The organism is Candidatus Paceibacterota bacterium, from assembly GCA_016782605.1.
In the GTDB taxonomy this organism is placed as follows: Bacteria; Patescibacteriota; Minisyncoccia; order Minisyncoccales; family RBG-13-42-11; genus BS750m-G71.
Genome location: JADHYE010000007.1, coordinates 15,497 through 30,148, shown reverse-complemented (window position 1 = coordinate 30,148; position 14,652 = coordinate 15,497). Strand labels below are relative to the sequence as shown.

The window sequence follows — 14,652 nt, the reverse complement described above, 5'->3', positions numbered from 1 at the left end:
GGGATAGCTCCCGGGATTCTTGAGATTTTGAAAAGGATTCGTTATGTGACGCCGACCCCCATTCAATACCAATCAATCCCCATTGCCATTCAGGGAAAGGATATAGTGGGTATCGCCCAAACAGGTACGGGCAAAACTCTTGCCTTTGGTATTCCGATGATTCAGCGTTTGGCAAGCAGTAAGGGTTCAGGATTGGTGATTTTGCCGACCCGAGAGCTGGCAATACAAATCGATGCGGAACTTCGTAAAGTCGGCAACTCTCTCGGTCTTAAAACCGCAGTTTTGATCGGCGGGGTTCCCATTAAGCCTCAAATAGTGTCTATCCGGAGAAACCCGCACATTATTATAGCAACACCCGGACGTCTGATTGACCATTTGTATCAAAAAACAGTTAATCTTAAAAATGTAAATATTTTGATTCTTGACGAAGCTGACCGTATGCTGGACATGGGATTTTTGCCGCAAATAAAAGAAGTTTTAAGATCAGTTCCGAGAGAGCGCCAAACAATGCTTTTTTCAGCTACCATTTCTCCGGAAATCATGGGCATTGCGTCAGCGAATATGAAGTTTCCGATCAGCGTTGAAATAGCTCCGACCGGTACAACGGTTGACAGCGTTTCTCAGGATATTTTTATTGTCGCCAGGGAAGCAAAACTGCGTTTGCTCGAAAAGGTTTTGGCCCAATATTCGGGATCAACGCTTATATTTACAAGAACGAAATACGGAGCCAGTCGTATCGCGCGGGCAATCAAGCACATGGGTTATTCGGCCGCAGAAATACATTCAAACCTCACCTTTCCTCAGAGAAAAAGCGCTTTGGATGGTTTTAAAACCGGGAAATATCGCGTGCTCGTGGCAACCGATATTATGGCGCGGGGGATTGACGTAATCGGAATAGAATTGGTTATAAATTATGATTTGCCTTCACAAGCGGAAGATTATGTCCATAGGATAGGCAGAACTGCCAGGGCTGGTGTAAAAGGCCATGCGATTTCTTTTGTGACGCCGACTGAACAGGGAGAAATTCGCGCAATCGAATGGTTAATCCGAAAAAAATTGAACGTATCTACGCTTCCTGAATTTCCGACTATGCAATTTGTAAAACCCCGTCTAGTTTATTCCAGTAAAAAGTATCGGAGGGGGAAACTGGGGTGAAACAGATAAAAAAAGAAAATATGAAAATATTCGTTAGAGCAAAACCGTCAGCCAGAGAAGAAAAGATAGAAAAGATTGATGAGATAAACTTCATTGTTTCAGTTATAGAACCTCCTAGAGACGGTAAAGCGAACAAGGCGATTATTAAAGTAATAGCTGTTTATTTTAAAGTTTCTCCTTCGTGCGTTAATCTTATTTCCGGATTTTCTTCAAAGCAGAAAGTCTTTGAAATATTGAAATAATCTCAAACCGCGGAAGAAGCGGTTTTTTAAAAATTAAGCCCCTGAAGTATTGCTACATCAGGGGATTTAGGGGGGGGGATCTTGTCTAACAAACGCTTGATAATTGCGCTCGTATCTGACGTGCCTTTTCCAACAAGTCGTCGTCCTTTTCCACTTTGCTACAGGCATGCATCACTGTTGAATGATCCCTGTTGACCGATCGGGCTATTTGCACCCAAGTATTTGGGGTTGCATGTCGTATTAAGAAACAGGCAACTTGTCTTGCATCGGCAACTTTTTGATCCCTCTTCTGGCTTTTGATGTCCGTCGGAGTAATCTCGAAATGTATTGCCACAGCTTCGATTATCTTCTTGGCATTCAGGTTATTGCAAGTTTGACTGGATGTCATACTTTTCAGGGCAATGATAGCGTCATCCAGCGTGGGTGCAGACTTGGTAACCAGCCGGCAGTAATTCACCACACTGGTAAGGCAGCCTTCCAGCTTGCGTATATTATCGATATTTAGCCGGCAAATAAACTCCATGACTTCTCGCGGAACCTTTGGTTCCTCAGGTATTTTGGAGCTGAGAATGGCTAGGCGTGTTTCATAGTCAGCTAAGTCGAGATGTGCAGTAGTGCCACCCTCCATGCGAGAACGCAAGCTTTTGTTCAAAAAGTCCATCTCATGCTGTGGGGCATCACCGGCCACGACCACCTGCTTACCATTGTCATAGAACTCATTGAATCTGTAGAGAAGATTTTCTTGAGTTTTTTTCTTGCCGGCAAGGAACTGAACGTCGTCAACCAAGAGCATACCTGCCGATCTGATCATCTCGTTAAATTCATCCACTTTGTTGTTTTGAATTGATCTGACGAAGGCATTGGTAAGACCTTCGGCGCTGACAAGGAGCGCCTGGAATCCATTAGCTCTGGCCAGCTTGCAGATAGCTTGCAGCAGATGGGTCTTTCCAGTTCCTGATCCGCCACAAAGATAGAGTGGATTGGATTTTTGGTTATACTGTCCTCCCACTTCACGAGCCATTTCAAAGGCAAAACGATTGCAATCTCCTACGACGAAAGTCTCAAAAGTATGCCTGGTTGGTAGTTCCAACTGCTTGGGTATAACCTGCTGTTCTTTCGTTTCAGGGACAAGCTCATTCCCGGCAATTACAATCTGCACTTCTAGGTCATCTCGGCCAGTAATATTGCCAAGAGTTCGCTTGATGAGAGAAGACATTCTCGATTGCAGCCATTCGGAAATAAAGATAGTAGGGACCTCAATAACGAACAAGCTTCCTTGATGCTTTAAGCCTTTTGTGTCTTTTAGCCAGGTATCGTAGCTTGCTTTATTGACTGATAACTGTAGTTCGCCTAAAGCAGCCTCCCAGATTTGTGCAGCTGAAAGCTTACTCATAATAACCTCCTTTCGTAATATTATTTATTTTTTGCAGAAATGGTAGTTGAGCTTTCAGAATTAACCATTGTTCAGTTGTCAAAGATCAATTTTATAATACCAACTATTCGGTTTTTGTCAATCTTCGGTTGTTGACAAGGTATTTCTTTGTTAGAATTATTTAATATGAAGTGGGAAAGATTAGAAGTATTTTTGGAGTTTTTGATTTTCGGAATAATTGTTGGCGTGGTTGAAAATTTAATTACTGTTAAAATCGTTACCAACGAGCCGATAACCTAGCATGTGGTTGGCATTATAGTGCTTGTTGCCATTCCCTTTGCTTTGCTAGGAGAAGTTTTAGTTGATAGAATAGATTTTGTTGAAATTTTTTAAAAATATTTCAATAAAAAGAACAAATTATGAATACATGAAACAAACTAAAATAATAATCTTTTTAATAATTATTCTGTCTTTTGCCGTTGCTTTTTATTTCTATCCTCAAATGCCGGAAAGAGCAGCTTCCCATTGGAATGAGAAAGGACAGGTTGACGGATACATTTCAAAGTTCTGGGCTGCTTTCTTAATGCCGATTATCTCCTTATTGGTTGCTTTGCTTTTTCTTTTCATTCCCAAGATAGATCCTTTTAAAGAAAACATTAAAAAGTTTAAAGGATACTTTGACGGATTCATTATTATCTTATTGTTGTTTTTATTATATATTTATCTGCTTACCATTTTCTGGAATCTGGGATTCAGGTTTAACATGACTTATTTGATGATTCCGTCTTTAGCTGTTCTTTTGTATTATGCTGGCATTTTGGTTGAAAAGGCAAAAAGAAACTGGTTTATCGGAATCAGGACTCCTTGGACATTGAGCAGCGAGCAGGTTTGGGACAAAACTCATAAAATAGGGGGCAGATTATTTAAGATTTCAGCAGTTATTGCTTTACTGGGAATATTCTTTGTTGAGTATGCCTTTTATTTTGTGATGATACCGGTGATTTGTTTTGTTGTTTTTGTCTTTTTCTATTCTTATTTTGAATATCAAAAGGAAATAGCAAATAATAAAAATATAAAGTAAAATAAAAATATATGAAAAACAAACTTTTAATAATCGGTTTAATTTTAATCATTATTGGTCTAGTGTATTATTTCGGTTTTTACCAAAAGGGGACAGAGCAAGAAATGGGCTCAGAAGAAACAGAAATCATGGAAGAAAACGGATCTGTTGGCCTGGCTAATCCAGCAGCAGTTTACTGCGAAGAACAGGGGGGTCAAATATCAATTAAAACATTTGAAAGCGGACAAAGAGGATTTTGTTTGTTTAACGATGATTCGCAGTGCGATGAATGGGATTTTTTTCGGGGAGACTGCGCTAAAAACCAGTTAAAGATAGAGGTTTTGCAAGAGGGAGCAGGAAAATTAGCTGATGACAATAACACAATCACTGTTGATTACACAGGATTTTTAGAGGACGGAACCAAGTTTGATTCAAGCGTGGATAGGGGACAGCCTTTTGTTTTTGTTCTTGGAACGAATCAGGTCATCCAGGGCTGGGAACAGGGAGTTTTGGGAATGCAGGTTGGAGAAAAAAGGAAATTAACCATTGCTCCTGAACTAGCTTATGGCTCAACCGGAGCAGGAGGAGTAATTCCGCCTAACGCAACTTTAATATTTGAAGTTGAGCTTCTGGAAATTCAATAAAAGCTTATATTAACTATTGACATATAAGTTAATATATATTAACCTATAAATATCAGTTAATATAGATTATGGAGAACAAAGATTTTATTTCGACAACAGAATTGGCAAAAATTCTAGGAATTAGCCACGTTGCCGTATATAAAAAAATAAAAAGTGGAAAAATAAAAGCCATGAAAATTGGCCGTAATTTTGTTATTGATAAAAAAGAGCTAAGCGAAGTTTTAGAAAAAGGGATAACAAAAAAACAAAAAATAGAGGTTGAAAAAGCGGTTAAGAAAACCGTAAAAGAATATGGAGAAACTCTTAAACTGTTAGGAACAACATGATTAAAACGATTTCAATCGCTGAAGTTGAATATACTGCTTTTAGATTAGCCAAAGAATTAATGAGTTATAGCGAACCAATTCCTGATTTTATAACTCGTTTTCCAAACATTTTAGAAAGTTGTCTTTTTGTCCCATTTCAGAAATTCAGCGGCAATAATTTCTATAAAGGAATTATTGGGAAAGCGGCAATCCTTTTTTATTTAATGATAAAAAACCATCCTTTTCAAAATGGTAATAAAAGGATTGCTATGACAACTCTGTTTTATTTTCTTTACAAAAACAAAAAATGGCTTAAAGTTGATAACAAAGAACTTTACAATTTTGCCGTCTGGGTGGCTGAAAGTAATTCTAAATTAAAAAAAGAGACTGTCCAGGCAACAGAAACGTTTATTAATAATTACATAATAAATTTATAATAAAAATGAACTTTCGTAATTTATCGCAGTTGATTATTTCAATCTTAGTTGCCCAATTAGCAGGAATAGTCGGCTCTATTTTTACCACTGCCAGTATCCAGAACTGGTATGTTTTTCTTGAAAAGCCTGTTTTCGCCCCGCCAAACTGGCTTTTTGCCCCTGCCTGGCTCACTCTCTATACCTTAATGGGCATAGCTGCTTTTTTAATCTGGCAAAAAAGAGATAATTTAACTGTTAGGAATTCTGCTTTAAAGATTTATGGAATTCATCTTATATTAAATGCTTGCTGGTCAATCATATTCTTTGGCTTAAGGAATCCTGGATTGGCTTTTATTGAGATTGTTGTTTTGTGGATTTTCATATTGGTAATTACCGTAAAGTTTTTCAGGATTCGCAAGACAGCTGGTTTCCTTTTCATTCCTTATCTTTTGTGGGTTAGTTTCGCTTCGGTTTTAAACCTTTCCATTTGGCTGCTCAATTAATTCTATGACAAAATACTTGACCTCAGACGGCCTGGCAAAGTTGAAAAAAGAATTGGAATATTTGGAAAAGGAAAAAAGAAAAGAAGTTGCAGAAAGATTGAGACAGGCTGTTTCTCAGGGAGATTTGAGCGAGAATGCCGGTTATGACGCAGCCAGAGATGAACAGGAGTTTGTCGAAAGAAGAATTAAGGAATTAAAAGAAACAATCGTCCAAGTAAAGATTATCGAAAAGGAAAAAAGCAACAAAGTGCAGATAGGCTCTTTCGTTTCTTTGAAGTCAAAAGAAGGAAAAGAAGAATTCCAGATTGTCGGACCGGAAGAAGCTGACGTTTTAAACAACAGGATTTCTTTTTTGTCTCCTTTGGGCGAAGCGATATTGAACAAACAAGAAGGCGAGACAATGAAAATTAACACTCCCGGGGGAGAAAAAGAATACAAGATTCTTAAAATAAAATGAACAACAAACCTATAAAATTATCTCCCAGCTCTTTGAATCTGTATTTGGAATGTCCTTGCTGCTTTTGGCTGGACAAGAAAATGGGCATCAAAAGGCCCCAGCCATATCCTTATGCCTTGAATGCAGCTGTTGATTTGCTTTTGAAAGAAGAGTTTGACAGCTACCGGAAAAAGGGGGAACAGCATCCCTTACTCGTGGCCCACAATATTCCGGCTAAGCTTTTTTCAAACCAGGAGCTTTTAAACCAATGGAGGAATAATTTCAGCGGAATCAGATATTTTGATGAAGAATTAGGAGCAACGATGTTTGGCGCGGTTGACGATATTTTGGAATTTCCCGACGGCAAACTGGCTGTTTTGGATTACAAATCAACCGGCAGTACCGTAGCTAGGGTGTATGACCGCTTCCAAATACAAATGGACATATATACCTATCTTTTGGAGAAAAACGGATTTCCGACAACCAGGAAAGGGTATTTGGCTTTTTATATAGTTGATAAAAATAACGGTTTCAACGACAGATTGCCCTTTAGAAAGGAACTCCAGGAAATAGCCACTGATCCTTCTGACATTCCCCAATTATTTAAGGAAGCAGTGGCTGTTTTAAAAAGAGAGGCGCCGCCTCCTCACAGCCAGGACTGCCAATATGGAGAATGGCTTCAGAGAGCGGTAGATTTTAAATAATATGAATAACTTATTTATTCTTTTAATTATTATTTTGATTGGTTTTGTCGGCTATTTCATAGTCCAGAAAGTTGCTCCAATAGAAACAGTTACTACAGAAGAAGCTACTTCAACGACTGAGGAAGTTGCTACAAGCACTGTGCCAGAAGAGCAGACAGAAGCTACAACGACCGTAAAAGTGTTTTTTGGAAATTCTAAATTAAATACTGAGGCTGATTGTAATAAAGTTTTTCCGACAGAAAGAGTGATTGTTCAAACTGAAGGTATTGCCAGAGCAGCCCTAGAAGAGCTTTTAAAAGGGCCGACAGCAGAAGAAGAGAAAGAAGAGTTTTTTAGCAATATCAATAAAGGAGTAAAAATACAGAGTTTAACGATTGAGGAAGGAACAGCTAAGGTTGATTTTGACGAACAGCTGGAATTTCAGGTTGGTGGTTCCTGCAGGGTTACTGCTATTCGGGCTGAGATAACGGAGACTTTAAAACAGTTTGATACGGTGGATAATGTTATAATTTCAATTGATGGCAGGACAGAGGATATATTACAGCCATAAGGCTTGACTTTTCTTTGAAATTATAGTAGTGTATATAATACGGAAATAACAAAATAAAAAAAGGGGGTACGTATCGAATATTAGTTCTTTTTTTTGTTCTTTCGCCCAAAAATTAATTAGATAAGGAAGGGTTATGAATGCTAGCTGAAAGCGATCGTAAAAAACTCATTCAAATTCTCGCAGACAGGAGGGATGTGCTTGAAGAAGAAGTGATTCGTTTGAAAAAAAAATCAGAGAACACTCTGGCGGCCAAGGACACCTATGAAAAGATTGGTAATGGTACTGAAGTTGCCCAGGACCTTGCAGTAATCGATGCCTGCGGAAAAACGTTTGTCAAAGCGTTCAAGCAAGTGATTTTACGGCTGGAGGATGTAAGGGAGTTCAGATTTAATGCCGTGTGTCCAGGATGCAATGGTGATATAGCGATAAGCGACCTACTAGTAAGTCCCCTGATGGTTCTTTGTGCTTCCTGCCAACAAGCGAAAAATCAGAAGAAGCAATAAGCGACAACTGAATAAGTACCACCCCTATGGGCTGGCGCACTAGTGCCAGCTCTTCTTTTTTATACCCGCTATTGACTTTTATAAATTTTCTTGGTATAATTTAGTCAGAAGGAGGTGTAGATTGAAATTAGCAGAAATAAAAACACCTCAATTCGGGGAAATAGATAACCAGGCCATTTTTGTACCATTTCTAAACGAAGATGGTGGCACTGAAAGGGTCATTGAATTCGTTGTCACAAAGAATGGTCCAGTTTTTCACGGGAAAGAGGTATTTCGACTTTTCACAGAGCTTGGGGAAATGAACCGGGTGGAATCGCGAAACGCCTTCAACATGGCCTATGCCTTCTGGAAAATAAGCATATGGCTTGCAGAAACAGAAAGCAAATCTACATTCCCGAATGAGGAGGCACGGTGAATCATCTAATTATAACGCCGTGCTTTTTGTTTTTGGATATGGTAAAATATTGAAAGGTCGGAGATAACTATTAATTTTTAAAATATGTGCAATTTAAAAGAAGGAGTTAAAAACGTATTAGCTTTAATAACAGGACTTTTGTTAATCGTTCTGATCGCTTCGTTTGCCCTTGATGTTAAGAACAAGCTGGAAGAAACGGAAAATACTATCACTGTTTCTGAAACAGGGACAATTTACACCAAGCCAGACTTGGCTTTAGTGTCTTTTTCAGTGGTTACTGAAGAAAAAACAGTAGCCAAAGCAATGGAAGAAAACACAAAGAAAATGAACGATGTGATTTCTTTCATAAAAGAGCAGGGGGTGGAAGAAAATGATTTGAAAACAACTGCTTTCAATATTTCGCCACGTTATGAGTGGTATGACAGAAGCACTTATTTCCCTTCAGGCAAAAGAGTTTTGGTGGGATATGATCTGCGTCAGACTCTGGAAGTGAAAATCAGGGATTTGGACAAAATCGGCGTTATCGTTGAAGGCGGCACTTCTGTCGGTGCCAATGAAGTCAGTGATCTGCAGTTTACAGTTGATGAACAGGATGCATTGAAAAAACAGGCCAGGGAAGAAGCAATTAGCAAAGCAAAGGCAAAAGCAGAAGAATTGGCCAAACAATTGGGAGTCAAATTGGTCAGAATCAGCAGTTTTAATGAAAGCACAGCTATTCCTTACTATGTTAATCTGAAGGAATCTGCTTTGGGAATAGGGGGAGGAGGTGTCGCGCCAGCTACGCCGCAGGTTGAAACAGGGGAGAATAAAATAGAAGTGCAGGTTTCCATCACCTATGAAATTAATTAGTAACGATAGAGAGAAGATCTTTTGGACGCAGCATTCTAAAAATAAATTAAGGCAGTACCGGTTTTCAGAGAAAAGAGTTTTGAGTATTTTCCGCAAACCCAACAGGATAGAAGAGGGAATAGCTCCGGACACCATTGCTGCCATGCAGATTACCGGCACTAAGAAGCATCCGAGCGAGGCCTGGACAATGTATGTTATCTTAAAAAGGCCGAAAGGCATTAAGATAATTTCCGCCTGGCGTTACCCCGGAAGAACGCCAGCTGATAAAAGGCCGATTATTCCGGAAGACACTTTAAAAGAATTAAGCTCAATTATATGAATTACGCAAAAATATTCGGCTGGATTTTGTTAATTGCAGGTTTGGCTGTTATTGTCTGGACTTTGGTGTATTCATACAATATCTTTACTGTTAAAGCCGAGGTGCCAGAACTCTTTCAGTCAGAAGCAGGAACCGCTTTGCAGTCCTTGGGCGGTTTAGACATGCAGGCTCAGATTCAGGAAATGGTCAGCCAGCAGCTGCAAAATACTTTACCTGCTGGGTTTATAGCCAGGATTATGAATTTGGCTGCCTGGTCAATACTGGCTTTTATTCTAATTTTCGGTGGAGGCCAGATTTCAAATTTGGGTATAAAACTGATTAAGCAATAACATTCAATGGAAGGTGTTAACGTTCATATAAGGCAAAATATTGTCATTCAATGGCTTTGTTGGCATTTTTTTGACGTTCCCAAAGGCATTTTAAAAGCTTGGAGGAATTTCCTTTTTTTTAATTTCAATTATTTTTCAGTTGTTTTGCTTTTAAAAACATTCTTTTCGCCCTGGAGAAGGTACAGCTGGTCTTACGGCAGAGGATTCAATATTAAAAGATACATTGAGGTTTTCCTTTCTAATTTGCTTTCCCGTGTCTTGGGAATAATCGTCAGAAGCTTTTTAATAGTGTTCGGTTTAATAACGGAAATATTTATTATTGGTCTTGGCTTGATTGTTTTTTGGGGCTGGCTTATTTTGCCTGCCCTTTTGATTTTCGGATTAGCTTTCGGCATTAAAGTCATATTTTAAAATGGCAGAAGAATTCAATTTTAATTTAAAAAAAACGGCAATTTACCGGGCAATAAAATGGGCCAGAAATCCTGTTTTCAAATTGGCCAGTATTTTTGGCAAGCTGTTTTTGATCGCTTTCATTATTCTTTTTCCTCTTTTTCTTTATGGTTTTCTGACTGATAACTGGAGCATGGAAAGCCAGTCTTTGGCCTTAGGATTTTCGATAATTTCTCTCAGTTTATTTTTAATCTGTCGGATACTGGTATCTTTTTTAAATTCAAAAGTTAAAAATCCTTCTCTTTCAAAGCGTGAAAGTTCGGAGGGATATAATCTGGCTGATTTTTTAAGTTTTGAAGCAGCCAGAGTTGTTTTAGATTCCATTAATTTCGCCAGGAGAAAGAAGCTTGTTGAGGTGAATTCAACCTTGCTTTTCTATTTTCTGCTTTCTGGCAATCGAGAAGCAAATTTTATATTTTTGAGAGCGCTTTTGAGTATAAAACAGATAAAGAATTATCTTAAGAATGTTATTTCCGAACAATCCGGCAAAGGATCTTCAAAACCTGACTTTTCTGAAGATTTTAAAGAAACCATTGTCAAAGCTTTAAAAGTAGCTCAAAAGAAAGGCCACACTAACATTGAAACAGGCGATCTTATGACTGCTTTGGCTGAATACGATCCTGTTTTTAAAAATATCTTAATTGATAACAAGCTAAAGGTTCAATGTATCGAGGATTTGGCTTGGTGGTTAGAGAATTTGCAGACAAAGATAAAAGAGTCAAAAAGGTTCTGGGAATGGAAGAATCTGGTCAAAAAAGGTTCTATGGCAAAGCAGTGGACATCAGGATATACGATAACCTTGGACCGTTTTTCGATTGATTTATCGGAAATGATGAGAAAAAGGGGATTTCCGGAAACCATCGGCCATAAGAAGGAGATTGCTGCCATGGAAAGAATATTGGCCCGTTGGGAAATGAACAATGTTTTGATAGTCGGGGAATCGGGTTCGGGCAGAAAAAGCATGATTTACGAAATGGCCAAGAGAAGCGCTTTTGCAGAAAGCATGGGGGCGGTGAACTACAAAAGGTTTGTTCAGCTGGATTTGAACAGCCTTTTAGCTCAAGTGCAGTCTTCAGAAGAAGTGGAAGCGACACTAGACAATATTTTCAGGGAAGTGCTTGAGGCTGGCAATGTTGTTTTGGTTATTGATGATTTCCATAATTTTGTCGGAGGAGTTTCCAAACCCGGAGTGATAGATATTTCAGGCGTAATCTCTTCTTATTTGATTCATCCCGCTTTCCAGATTATAGCTATTACCACTTTTGAAGGATTGCATAAAAGCATTGAGCAGAATTCTTCCATTTTATCTTTATTTGAGAAAGTGGAGGTTTCCGAAGTTTCCGAAGAAGAAACCTTGATGCTTTTGGAAGATTTGGCTTTGAGGTTGGAATTCAAAAGCAATAAGTTTGTTTCTCATCCAGCTCTCAGGGATATTATTGTTTACTGTTCAAAGTATTTGCCAGCTAATCCTTTTCCGGAAAAAGCAATGGAGTTGTTAGATGAGGCGATAGTCTATCTTAGCCAGACAAAAGATAAAATACTTTTGCCAAAGCATATAGCAGCCATTGTCTTTGAAAAAACCCAGATTCCGGTAGGCGAGATAGAGAAAGAAGAAAAGCAGATTCTTCTCAATTTGGAAAGCTTGATCCATCAGAGAATTATCAATCAGGAAGAAGCAGTCAAAGAAGTTTCCACTGCCTTAAGAAGAGCCAGGTCAGAAATCAGTGTTAGGTCAGGACCAATGGGCACATTTCTGTTTTTCGGACCAACAGGCGTCGGCAAAACAGAAACTTCCAAAGCTTTAGCTGAAATCTATTTTGGGTCAGAGGAGAAAATGATCAGGCTTGATATGTCAGAGTTCCAGAGCGTTACAGATATTCCAAGATTAATCGGTTCAGCCGGCCAGGAAGGATTATTAACTACCAAAATAAGAGAAAGGCCTTTTTCCCTTATACTGCTCGATGAAATAGAAAAAGCCCATCCTAATGTTCTGAATCTATTTTTGCAGGTGCTGGACGAGGGACATTTGACAGACGGACTGGGCAGAAAAGTTGATTTTAAGAACTCAATCATTATTGCTACTTCCAATGCCGGTTATCAGATAATATTAAAAGCATTGCAGGAAAAGATGGACTGGCAGACAGTAAAGCAAAAAATCCTTGATTATCTTTTTGGCGAAGGCCAGTTCCGTCCTGAGTTTATCAATCGTTTTGATGCAGTAGTTGTTTTCAAGCCCTTATCCAAGGAAAACCTTTTGGACATTGCTGATTTGATGCTGAAGAAACTGCAGAAAAACCTGAAAGTAAAAGAAATTGAACTTGTCATTACTGGGCCTCTTAAAGAAAGGCTAATTGAATTGGGTTATAATCCGACTTTCGGTGCCAGGGAACTAAGAAGAACCATTCAGGACAAAGTGGAGAATGTTTTGGCCTCAGCCATTTTGTCGGGCCGAATACAAAGGGGAAGCAAAATAGAAATTAATCCCGAAGACTTCAGTTTGGTCAAAAAATAGGTATTTGTGAAATAGGGTAGTTTTACATATATACAGCCTTTTGGCTGTTTTTATTTTGGGGCTGTGGATTATTTGTGGAAAAACATGAAGCAATTCCCTTATTTTACTCATATTTCTGGTTGTTCATCAGATGGAACATTGTGGTTGACTTGTAAGAGCTAGTGGATAATAATGGAATAGAAGTGGGTAATTGTGGAAAAGTATGTAGATAACTGACCACTTCTGTGGATAACTATGTTTTCAGGAGAATATACATATTCAATAGATGAGAAGAAAAGACTGGCTGTTCCATCAAAATTCAGACAGCTTTTGGGCAAGAAAGCAGTTATTACCAGGGGACTGGATAATTGTTTATTTCTTTATCCTTTAACAGCCTGGTCAAAGCTGGCAAAGAAAATATCGCAATTGCCTTTGGCCCAAAGCGATGCCAGGGGATTTGCCAGATTGATGCTGGGAGGAGCCATGGAAGTAAAGTTTGACAACTTGGGAAGGATTTTGATTCCAGATTATTTAAAAAACTATTCAGGCTTGAAAAAGAAAATTGTTTTTATCGGCCTTTATGACAGAATCGAAATTTGGGACGATCTGGAATTCCAAAAATACAAAAAGAAGACGGAAATGGCAGCGGGCGACATCGCAGAGCGCCTTAAAGAACTGGGAGTTTAAAACAATGATTCACATACCGGTTCTCCAAAAAGAAGTTCTTGAAAACCTTGACCCCAAGCCAAACGAGAATTTTATTGACTGCACAATAGGCGGCGCAGGCCACGCCATGGTAATTCTGGAAAAAATAGCGCCCCAAGGAAAATTGTTGGGCATAGATTGGGACCAGCAAGCCATCAGCCAGCTAAAAGCAAAACTGAAAGACAGATTGATATTAGTTAACGATAACTTCGCTCATTTAAAAGAAATCGTTAAAAAAGAAAACTTTAAATCAATCAAAGGAATTCTCTTTGACCTGGGCATGTCAAGCTGGCATCTTAAGGAATCGGGCAGGGGATTCAGCTTCTTGAAAAACGAGCCTTTGGACATGAGATATGATTTGAAAAATCCTTTGACTGCTGAAAAGCTAATCAATTTTTGGTCTGAGCCGGAGATTGAAAGAATCCTAAAAGAATTTTCAGAAGAGAAATTCGCCGGACAAATAGCCAGACAGATTATTAAAGAAAGAAGGGTTTTGCAAATTAAAACAACTTTCCAACTGGTCAAGGTCATTAAAAAAGCTGTTCCAACAAAATATCAATATCCGAAAATCCATTTTGCCACGAGGACTTTCCAGGCTTTGAGAATCGCTGTTAATGGCGAACTGGACAATGTGGCAAAAGGACTTTCCCAGGCAGCAGATATTCTTGATGCTGGAGGAAAGATAGTCGTCATTTCATTCCATTCTTTGGAAGACAGAATGGTTAAAAACTTTTTCAAAGACAAAGCAAAAGAAAACGTATTAAAAATAATCACTAAAAAGCCGGTCGTTCCAAGTTTTAAAGAGATAAAAATTAATCCCAGCTCTCGCTCAAGCAAGTTGAGAGTGGCAATCAAAATATGAACAAATATTCTTTAGTCTCCAATATGCCTATTTCCATACCCTTGGTTGGATTTAAGATGAAATTGAGCTTGAAGCTTGTTTGGCTGGTCGTTTTAACAGCCATGTTCTCGCTTTTAATCAGTTCGATTTATCTGCTTAATGCCTATACTTCTGAGGTTTTTGCTGCCAATCAGTATGAAAAGAGGATAAGCCAGCTTTCCGAAGAAAACAAGTTTCTAGAAATCAATTTAACCAAAGCTGGTTCTCTGCAGAATATGGGAAACTACGTTCAAAACTTTGAAAGGGCTGGCAAAATAGAATATATCCGAGTTTTGGAAAGCACGGCTTTGGCAAAGTAACAGA

The 14,652-nt window shown here is 38.7% G+C and carries 21 protein-coding genes; 20 read left to right on the top strand and 1 reads right to left on the bottom strand.

From position 1 onward, the window contains the following. Together ISS83_02805 and ISS83_02800 are read left to right on the top strand one after the other, a co-directional pair. Positions 1-1,155, top strand: a 1,155-nt coding sequence (locus ISS83_02805; protein MBL7142559.1) for a DEAD/DEAH box helicase, incomplete at its 5' end; no start/stop codon positions are given. A gap of 20 nt (positions 1,156-1,175) precedes the next feature. Further along, a complete protein-coding gene (locus ISS83_02800) occupies positions 1,176-1,397 on the top strand; it encodes a DUF167 domain-containing protein (GenBank protein MBL7142558.1) in 222 nt (73 codons plus the stop codon). Positions 1,398-1,482: 85 nt separating this feature from the next. On the opposite strand, the gene dnaA is transcribed toward ISS83_02800, so the two are convergent. Next, the gene (gene dnaA, locus ISS83_02795; GenBank protein ID MBL7142557.1) at positions 1,483-2,790 is read right to left on the bottom strand and encodes a chromosomal replication initiator protein DnaA; all 1,308 of its coding nucleotides are present in this window, start codon (positions 2,788-2,790) and stop codon (positions 1,483-1,485) included. A gap of 406 nt (positions 2,791-3,196) precedes the next feature. Here dnaA and ISS83_02790 point away from each other — a divergent pair, with 406 nt between their 5' ends. From ISS83_02790 to ISS83_02705, 18 genes are all read left to right on the top strand, one after another. Beyond that, entirely contained in the window at positions 3,197-3,850 is a 654-nt protein-coding gene (locus ISS83_02790; GenBank protein MBL7142556.1) for an SdpI family protein, read from the top strand. 239 nt (positions 3,851-4,089) lie between these two features. Further along, positions 4,090-4,473: an FKBP-type peptidyl-prolyl cis-trans isomerase gene (locus ISS83_02785; protein MBL7142555.1), complete on the top strand. Its 384-nt coding sequence runs from the start codon at positions 4,090-4,092 to the stop codon at positions 4,471-4,473. Positions 4,474-4,541: 68 nt separating this feature from the next. Further along, positions 4,542-4,799 (top strand): helix-turn-helix domain-containing protein, encoded by a 258-nt coding sequence (locus ISS83_02780; protein MBL7142554.1) that lies wholly within the window; start codon positions 4,542-4,544, stop codon positions 4,797-4,799. Beyond that, the gene (locus tag ISS83_02775) at positions 4,796-5,215 is read left to right on the top strand and encodes a type II toxin-antitoxin system death-on-curing family toxin (protein ID MBL7142553.1); all 420 of its coding nucleotides are present in this window, start codon (positions 4,796-4,798) and stop codon (positions 5,213-5,215) included. Before ISS83_02780 ends, ISS83_02775 begins: the two co-directional genes overlap by 4 nt. A 5-nt stretch (positions 5,216-5,220) precedes the next feature. Continuing rightward, complete coding sequence (locus ISS83_02770; protein MBL7142552.1) at positions 5,221-5,697, top strand: tryptophan-rich sensory protein; 477 nt, start codon at positions 5,221-5,223, stop codon at positions 5,695-5,697. A gap of 4 nt (positions 5,698-5,701) precedes the next feature. Further along, positions 5,702-6,154, top strand: a complete 453-nt coding sequence (greA, locus tag ISS83_02765) for a transcription elongation factor GreA (protein ID MBL7142551.1) — start codon at positions 5,702-5,704, stop codon at positions 6,152-6,154. After that, positions 6,151-6,837 carry a PD-(D/E)XK nuclease family protein gene (locus ISS83_02760; protein ID MBL7142550.1) on the top strand — a complete coding sequence of 229 codons (687 nt, stop codon included), beginning with the start codon at positions 6,151-6,153 and terminating at the stop codon, positions 6,835-6,837. The genes greA and ISS83_02760 overlap by 4 nt, the downstream gene beginning before the upstream one ends. A 1-nt stretch (position 6,838) precedes the next feature. After that, on the top strand, positions 6,839-7,387 hold the full coding sequence (locus ISS83_02755; protein ID MBL7142549.1) for a GerMN domain-containing protein: 549 nt from the start codon (positions 6,839-6,841) through the stop codon (positions 7,385-7,387). Positions 7,388-7,524: 137 nt separating this feature from the next. Continuing rightward, positions 7,525-7,890: a hypothetical protein gene (locus ISS83_02750; GenBank protein MBL7142548.1), complete on the top strand. Its 366-nt coding sequence runs from the start codon at positions 7,525-7,527 to the stop codon at positions 7,888-7,890. A gap of 121 nt (positions 7,891-8,011) precedes the next feature. Continuing rightward, positions 8,012-8,305 carry a hypothetical protein gene (locus tag ISS83_02745; GenBank protein ID MBL7142547.1) on the top strand — a complete coding sequence of 98 codons (294 nt, stop codon included), beginning with the start codon at positions 8,012-8,014 and terminating at the stop codon, positions 8,303-8,305. A gap of 84 nt (positions 8,306-8,389) precedes the next feature. Next, positions 8,390-9,154: an SIMPL domain-containing protein gene (locus tag ISS83_02740; protein ID MBL7142546.1), complete on the top strand. Its 765-nt coding sequence runs from the start codon at positions 8,390-8,392 to the stop codon at positions 9,152-9,154. Further along, positions 9,141-9,473, top strand: coding sequence for a hypothetical protein (locus ISS83_02735; GenBank protein MBL7142545.1), 333 nt, complete (start codon positions 9,141-9,143; stop codon positions 9,471-9,473). Before ISS83_02740 ends, ISS83_02735 begins: the two co-directional genes overlap by 14 nt. Further along, on the top strand, positions 9,470-9,802 hold the full coding sequence (locus ISS83_02730) for a hypothetical protein (protein ID MBL7142544.1): 333 nt from the start codon (positions 9,470-9,472) through the stop codon (positions 9,800-9,802). The genes ISS83_02735 and ISS83_02730 overlap by 4 nt, the downstream gene beginning before the upstream one ends. Before the next feature lie 6 nt (positions 9,803-9,808). Continuing rightward, complete coding sequence (locus ISS83_02725; protein ID MBL7142543.1) at positions 9,809-10,213, top strand: hypothetical protein; 405 nt, start codon at positions 9,809-9,811, stop codon at positions 10,211-10,213. A 1-nt stretch (position 10,214) separates the two neighbouring features. Further along, positions 10,215-12,764 carry an ATP-dependent Clp protease ATP-binding subunit gene (locus ISS83_02720; protein ID MBL7142542.1) on the top strand — a complete coding sequence of 850 codons (2,550 nt, stop codon included), beginning with the start codon at positions 10,215-10,217 and terminating at the stop codon, positions 12,762-12,764. 234 nt (positions 12,765-12,998) lie between these two features. Beyond that, on the top strand, positions 12,999-13,430 hold the full coding sequence (gene mraZ, locus ISS83_02715) for a division/cell wall cluster transcriptional repressor MraZ (protein ID MBL7142541.1): 432 nt from the start codon (positions 12,999-13,001) through the stop codon (positions 13,428-13,430). A gap of 4 nt (positions 13,431-13,434) precedes the next feature. Then, positions 13,435-14,310, top strand: coding sequence for a 16S rRNA (cytosine(1402)-N(4))-methyltransferase RsmH (gene rsmH, locus ISS83_02710; GenBank protein ID MBL7142540.1), 876 nt, complete (start codon positions 13,435-13,437; stop codon positions 14,308-14,310). Beyond that, positions 14,307-14,648 (top strand): hypothetical protein, encoded by a 342-nt coding sequence (locus tag ISS83_02705; GenBank protein ID MBL7142539.1) that lies wholly within the window; start codon positions 14,307-14,309, stop codon positions 14,646-14,648. The genes rsmH and ISS83_02705 overlap by 4 nt, the downstream gene beginning before the upstream one ends. Positions 14,649-14,652: the final 4 nt, after the last annotated feature.

Coding starts and splice junctions, on each gene's coding strand:
- ISS83_02735 (MBL7142545.1), top strand. CDS start 9,141: ATGAAATTAATTAGTAACGATAGAGAGAAGATCTTTTGGACGCAGCAT.
- rsmH (MBL7142540.1), top strand. CDS start 13,435: ATGATTCACATACCGGTTCTCCAAAAAGAAGTTCTTGAAAACCTTGAC.
- ISS83_02800 (MBL7142558.1), top strand. CDS start 1,176: ATGAAAATATTCGTTAGAGCAAAACCGTCAGCCAGAGAAGAAAAGATA.
- ISS83_02755 (MBL7142549.1), top strand. CDS start 6,839: ATGAATAACTTATTTATTCTTTTAATTATTATTTTGATTGGTTTTGTC.
- ISS83_02790 (MBL7142556.1), top strand. CDS start 3,197: ATGAAACAAACTAAAATAATAATCTTTTTAATAATTATTCTGTCTTTT.
- greA (MBL7142551.1), top strand. CDS start 5,702: ATGACAAAATACTTGACCTCAGACGGCCTGGCAAAGTTGAAAAAAGAA.
- ISS83_02770 (MBL7142552.1), top strand. CDS start 5,221: ATGAACTTTCGTAATTTATCGCAGTTGATTATTTCAATCTTAGTTGCC.
- ISS83_02725 (MBL7142543.1), top strand. CDS start 9,809: ATGGAAGGTGTTAACGTTCATATAAGGCAAAATATTGTCATTCAATGG.
- ISS83_02720 (MBL7142542.1), top strand. CDS start 10,215: ATGGCAGAAGAATTCAATTTTAATTTAAAAAAAACGGCAATTTACCGG.
- ISS83_02780 (MBL7142554.1), top strand. CDS start 4,542: ATGGAGAACAAAGATTTTATTTCGACAACAGAATTGGCAAAAATTCTA.
- ISS83_02760 (MBL7142550.1), top strand. CDS start 6,151: ATGAACAACAAACCTATAAAATTATCTCCCAGCTCTTTGAATCTGTAT.
- ISS83_02750 (MBL7142548.1), top strand. CDS start 7,525: ATGCTAGCTGAAAGCGATCGTAAAAAACTCATTCAAATTCTCGCAGAC.
- mraZ (MBL7142541.1), top strand. CDS start 12,999: ATGTTTTCAGGAGAATATACATATTCAATAGATGAGAAGAAAAGACTG.
- ISS83_02740 (MBL7142546.1), top strand. CDS start 8,390: ATGTGCAATTTAAAAGAAGGAGTTAAAAACGTATTAGCTTTAATAACA.
- ISS83_02730 (MBL7142544.1), top strand. CDS start 9,470: ATGAATTACGCAAAAATATTCGGCTGGATTTTGTTAATTGCAGGTTTG.
- ISS83_02705 (MBL7142539.1), top strand. CDS start 14,307: ATGAACAAATATTCTTTAGTCTCCAATATGCCTATTTCCATACCCTTG.
- dnaA (MBL7142557.1), bottom strand. CDS start 2,790: ATGAGTAAGCTTTCAGCTGCACAAATCTGGGAGGCTGCTTTAGGCGAA.
- ISS83_02775 (MBL7142553.1), top strand. CDS start 4,796: ATGATTAAAACGATTTCAATCGCTGAAGTTGAATATACTGCTTTTAGA.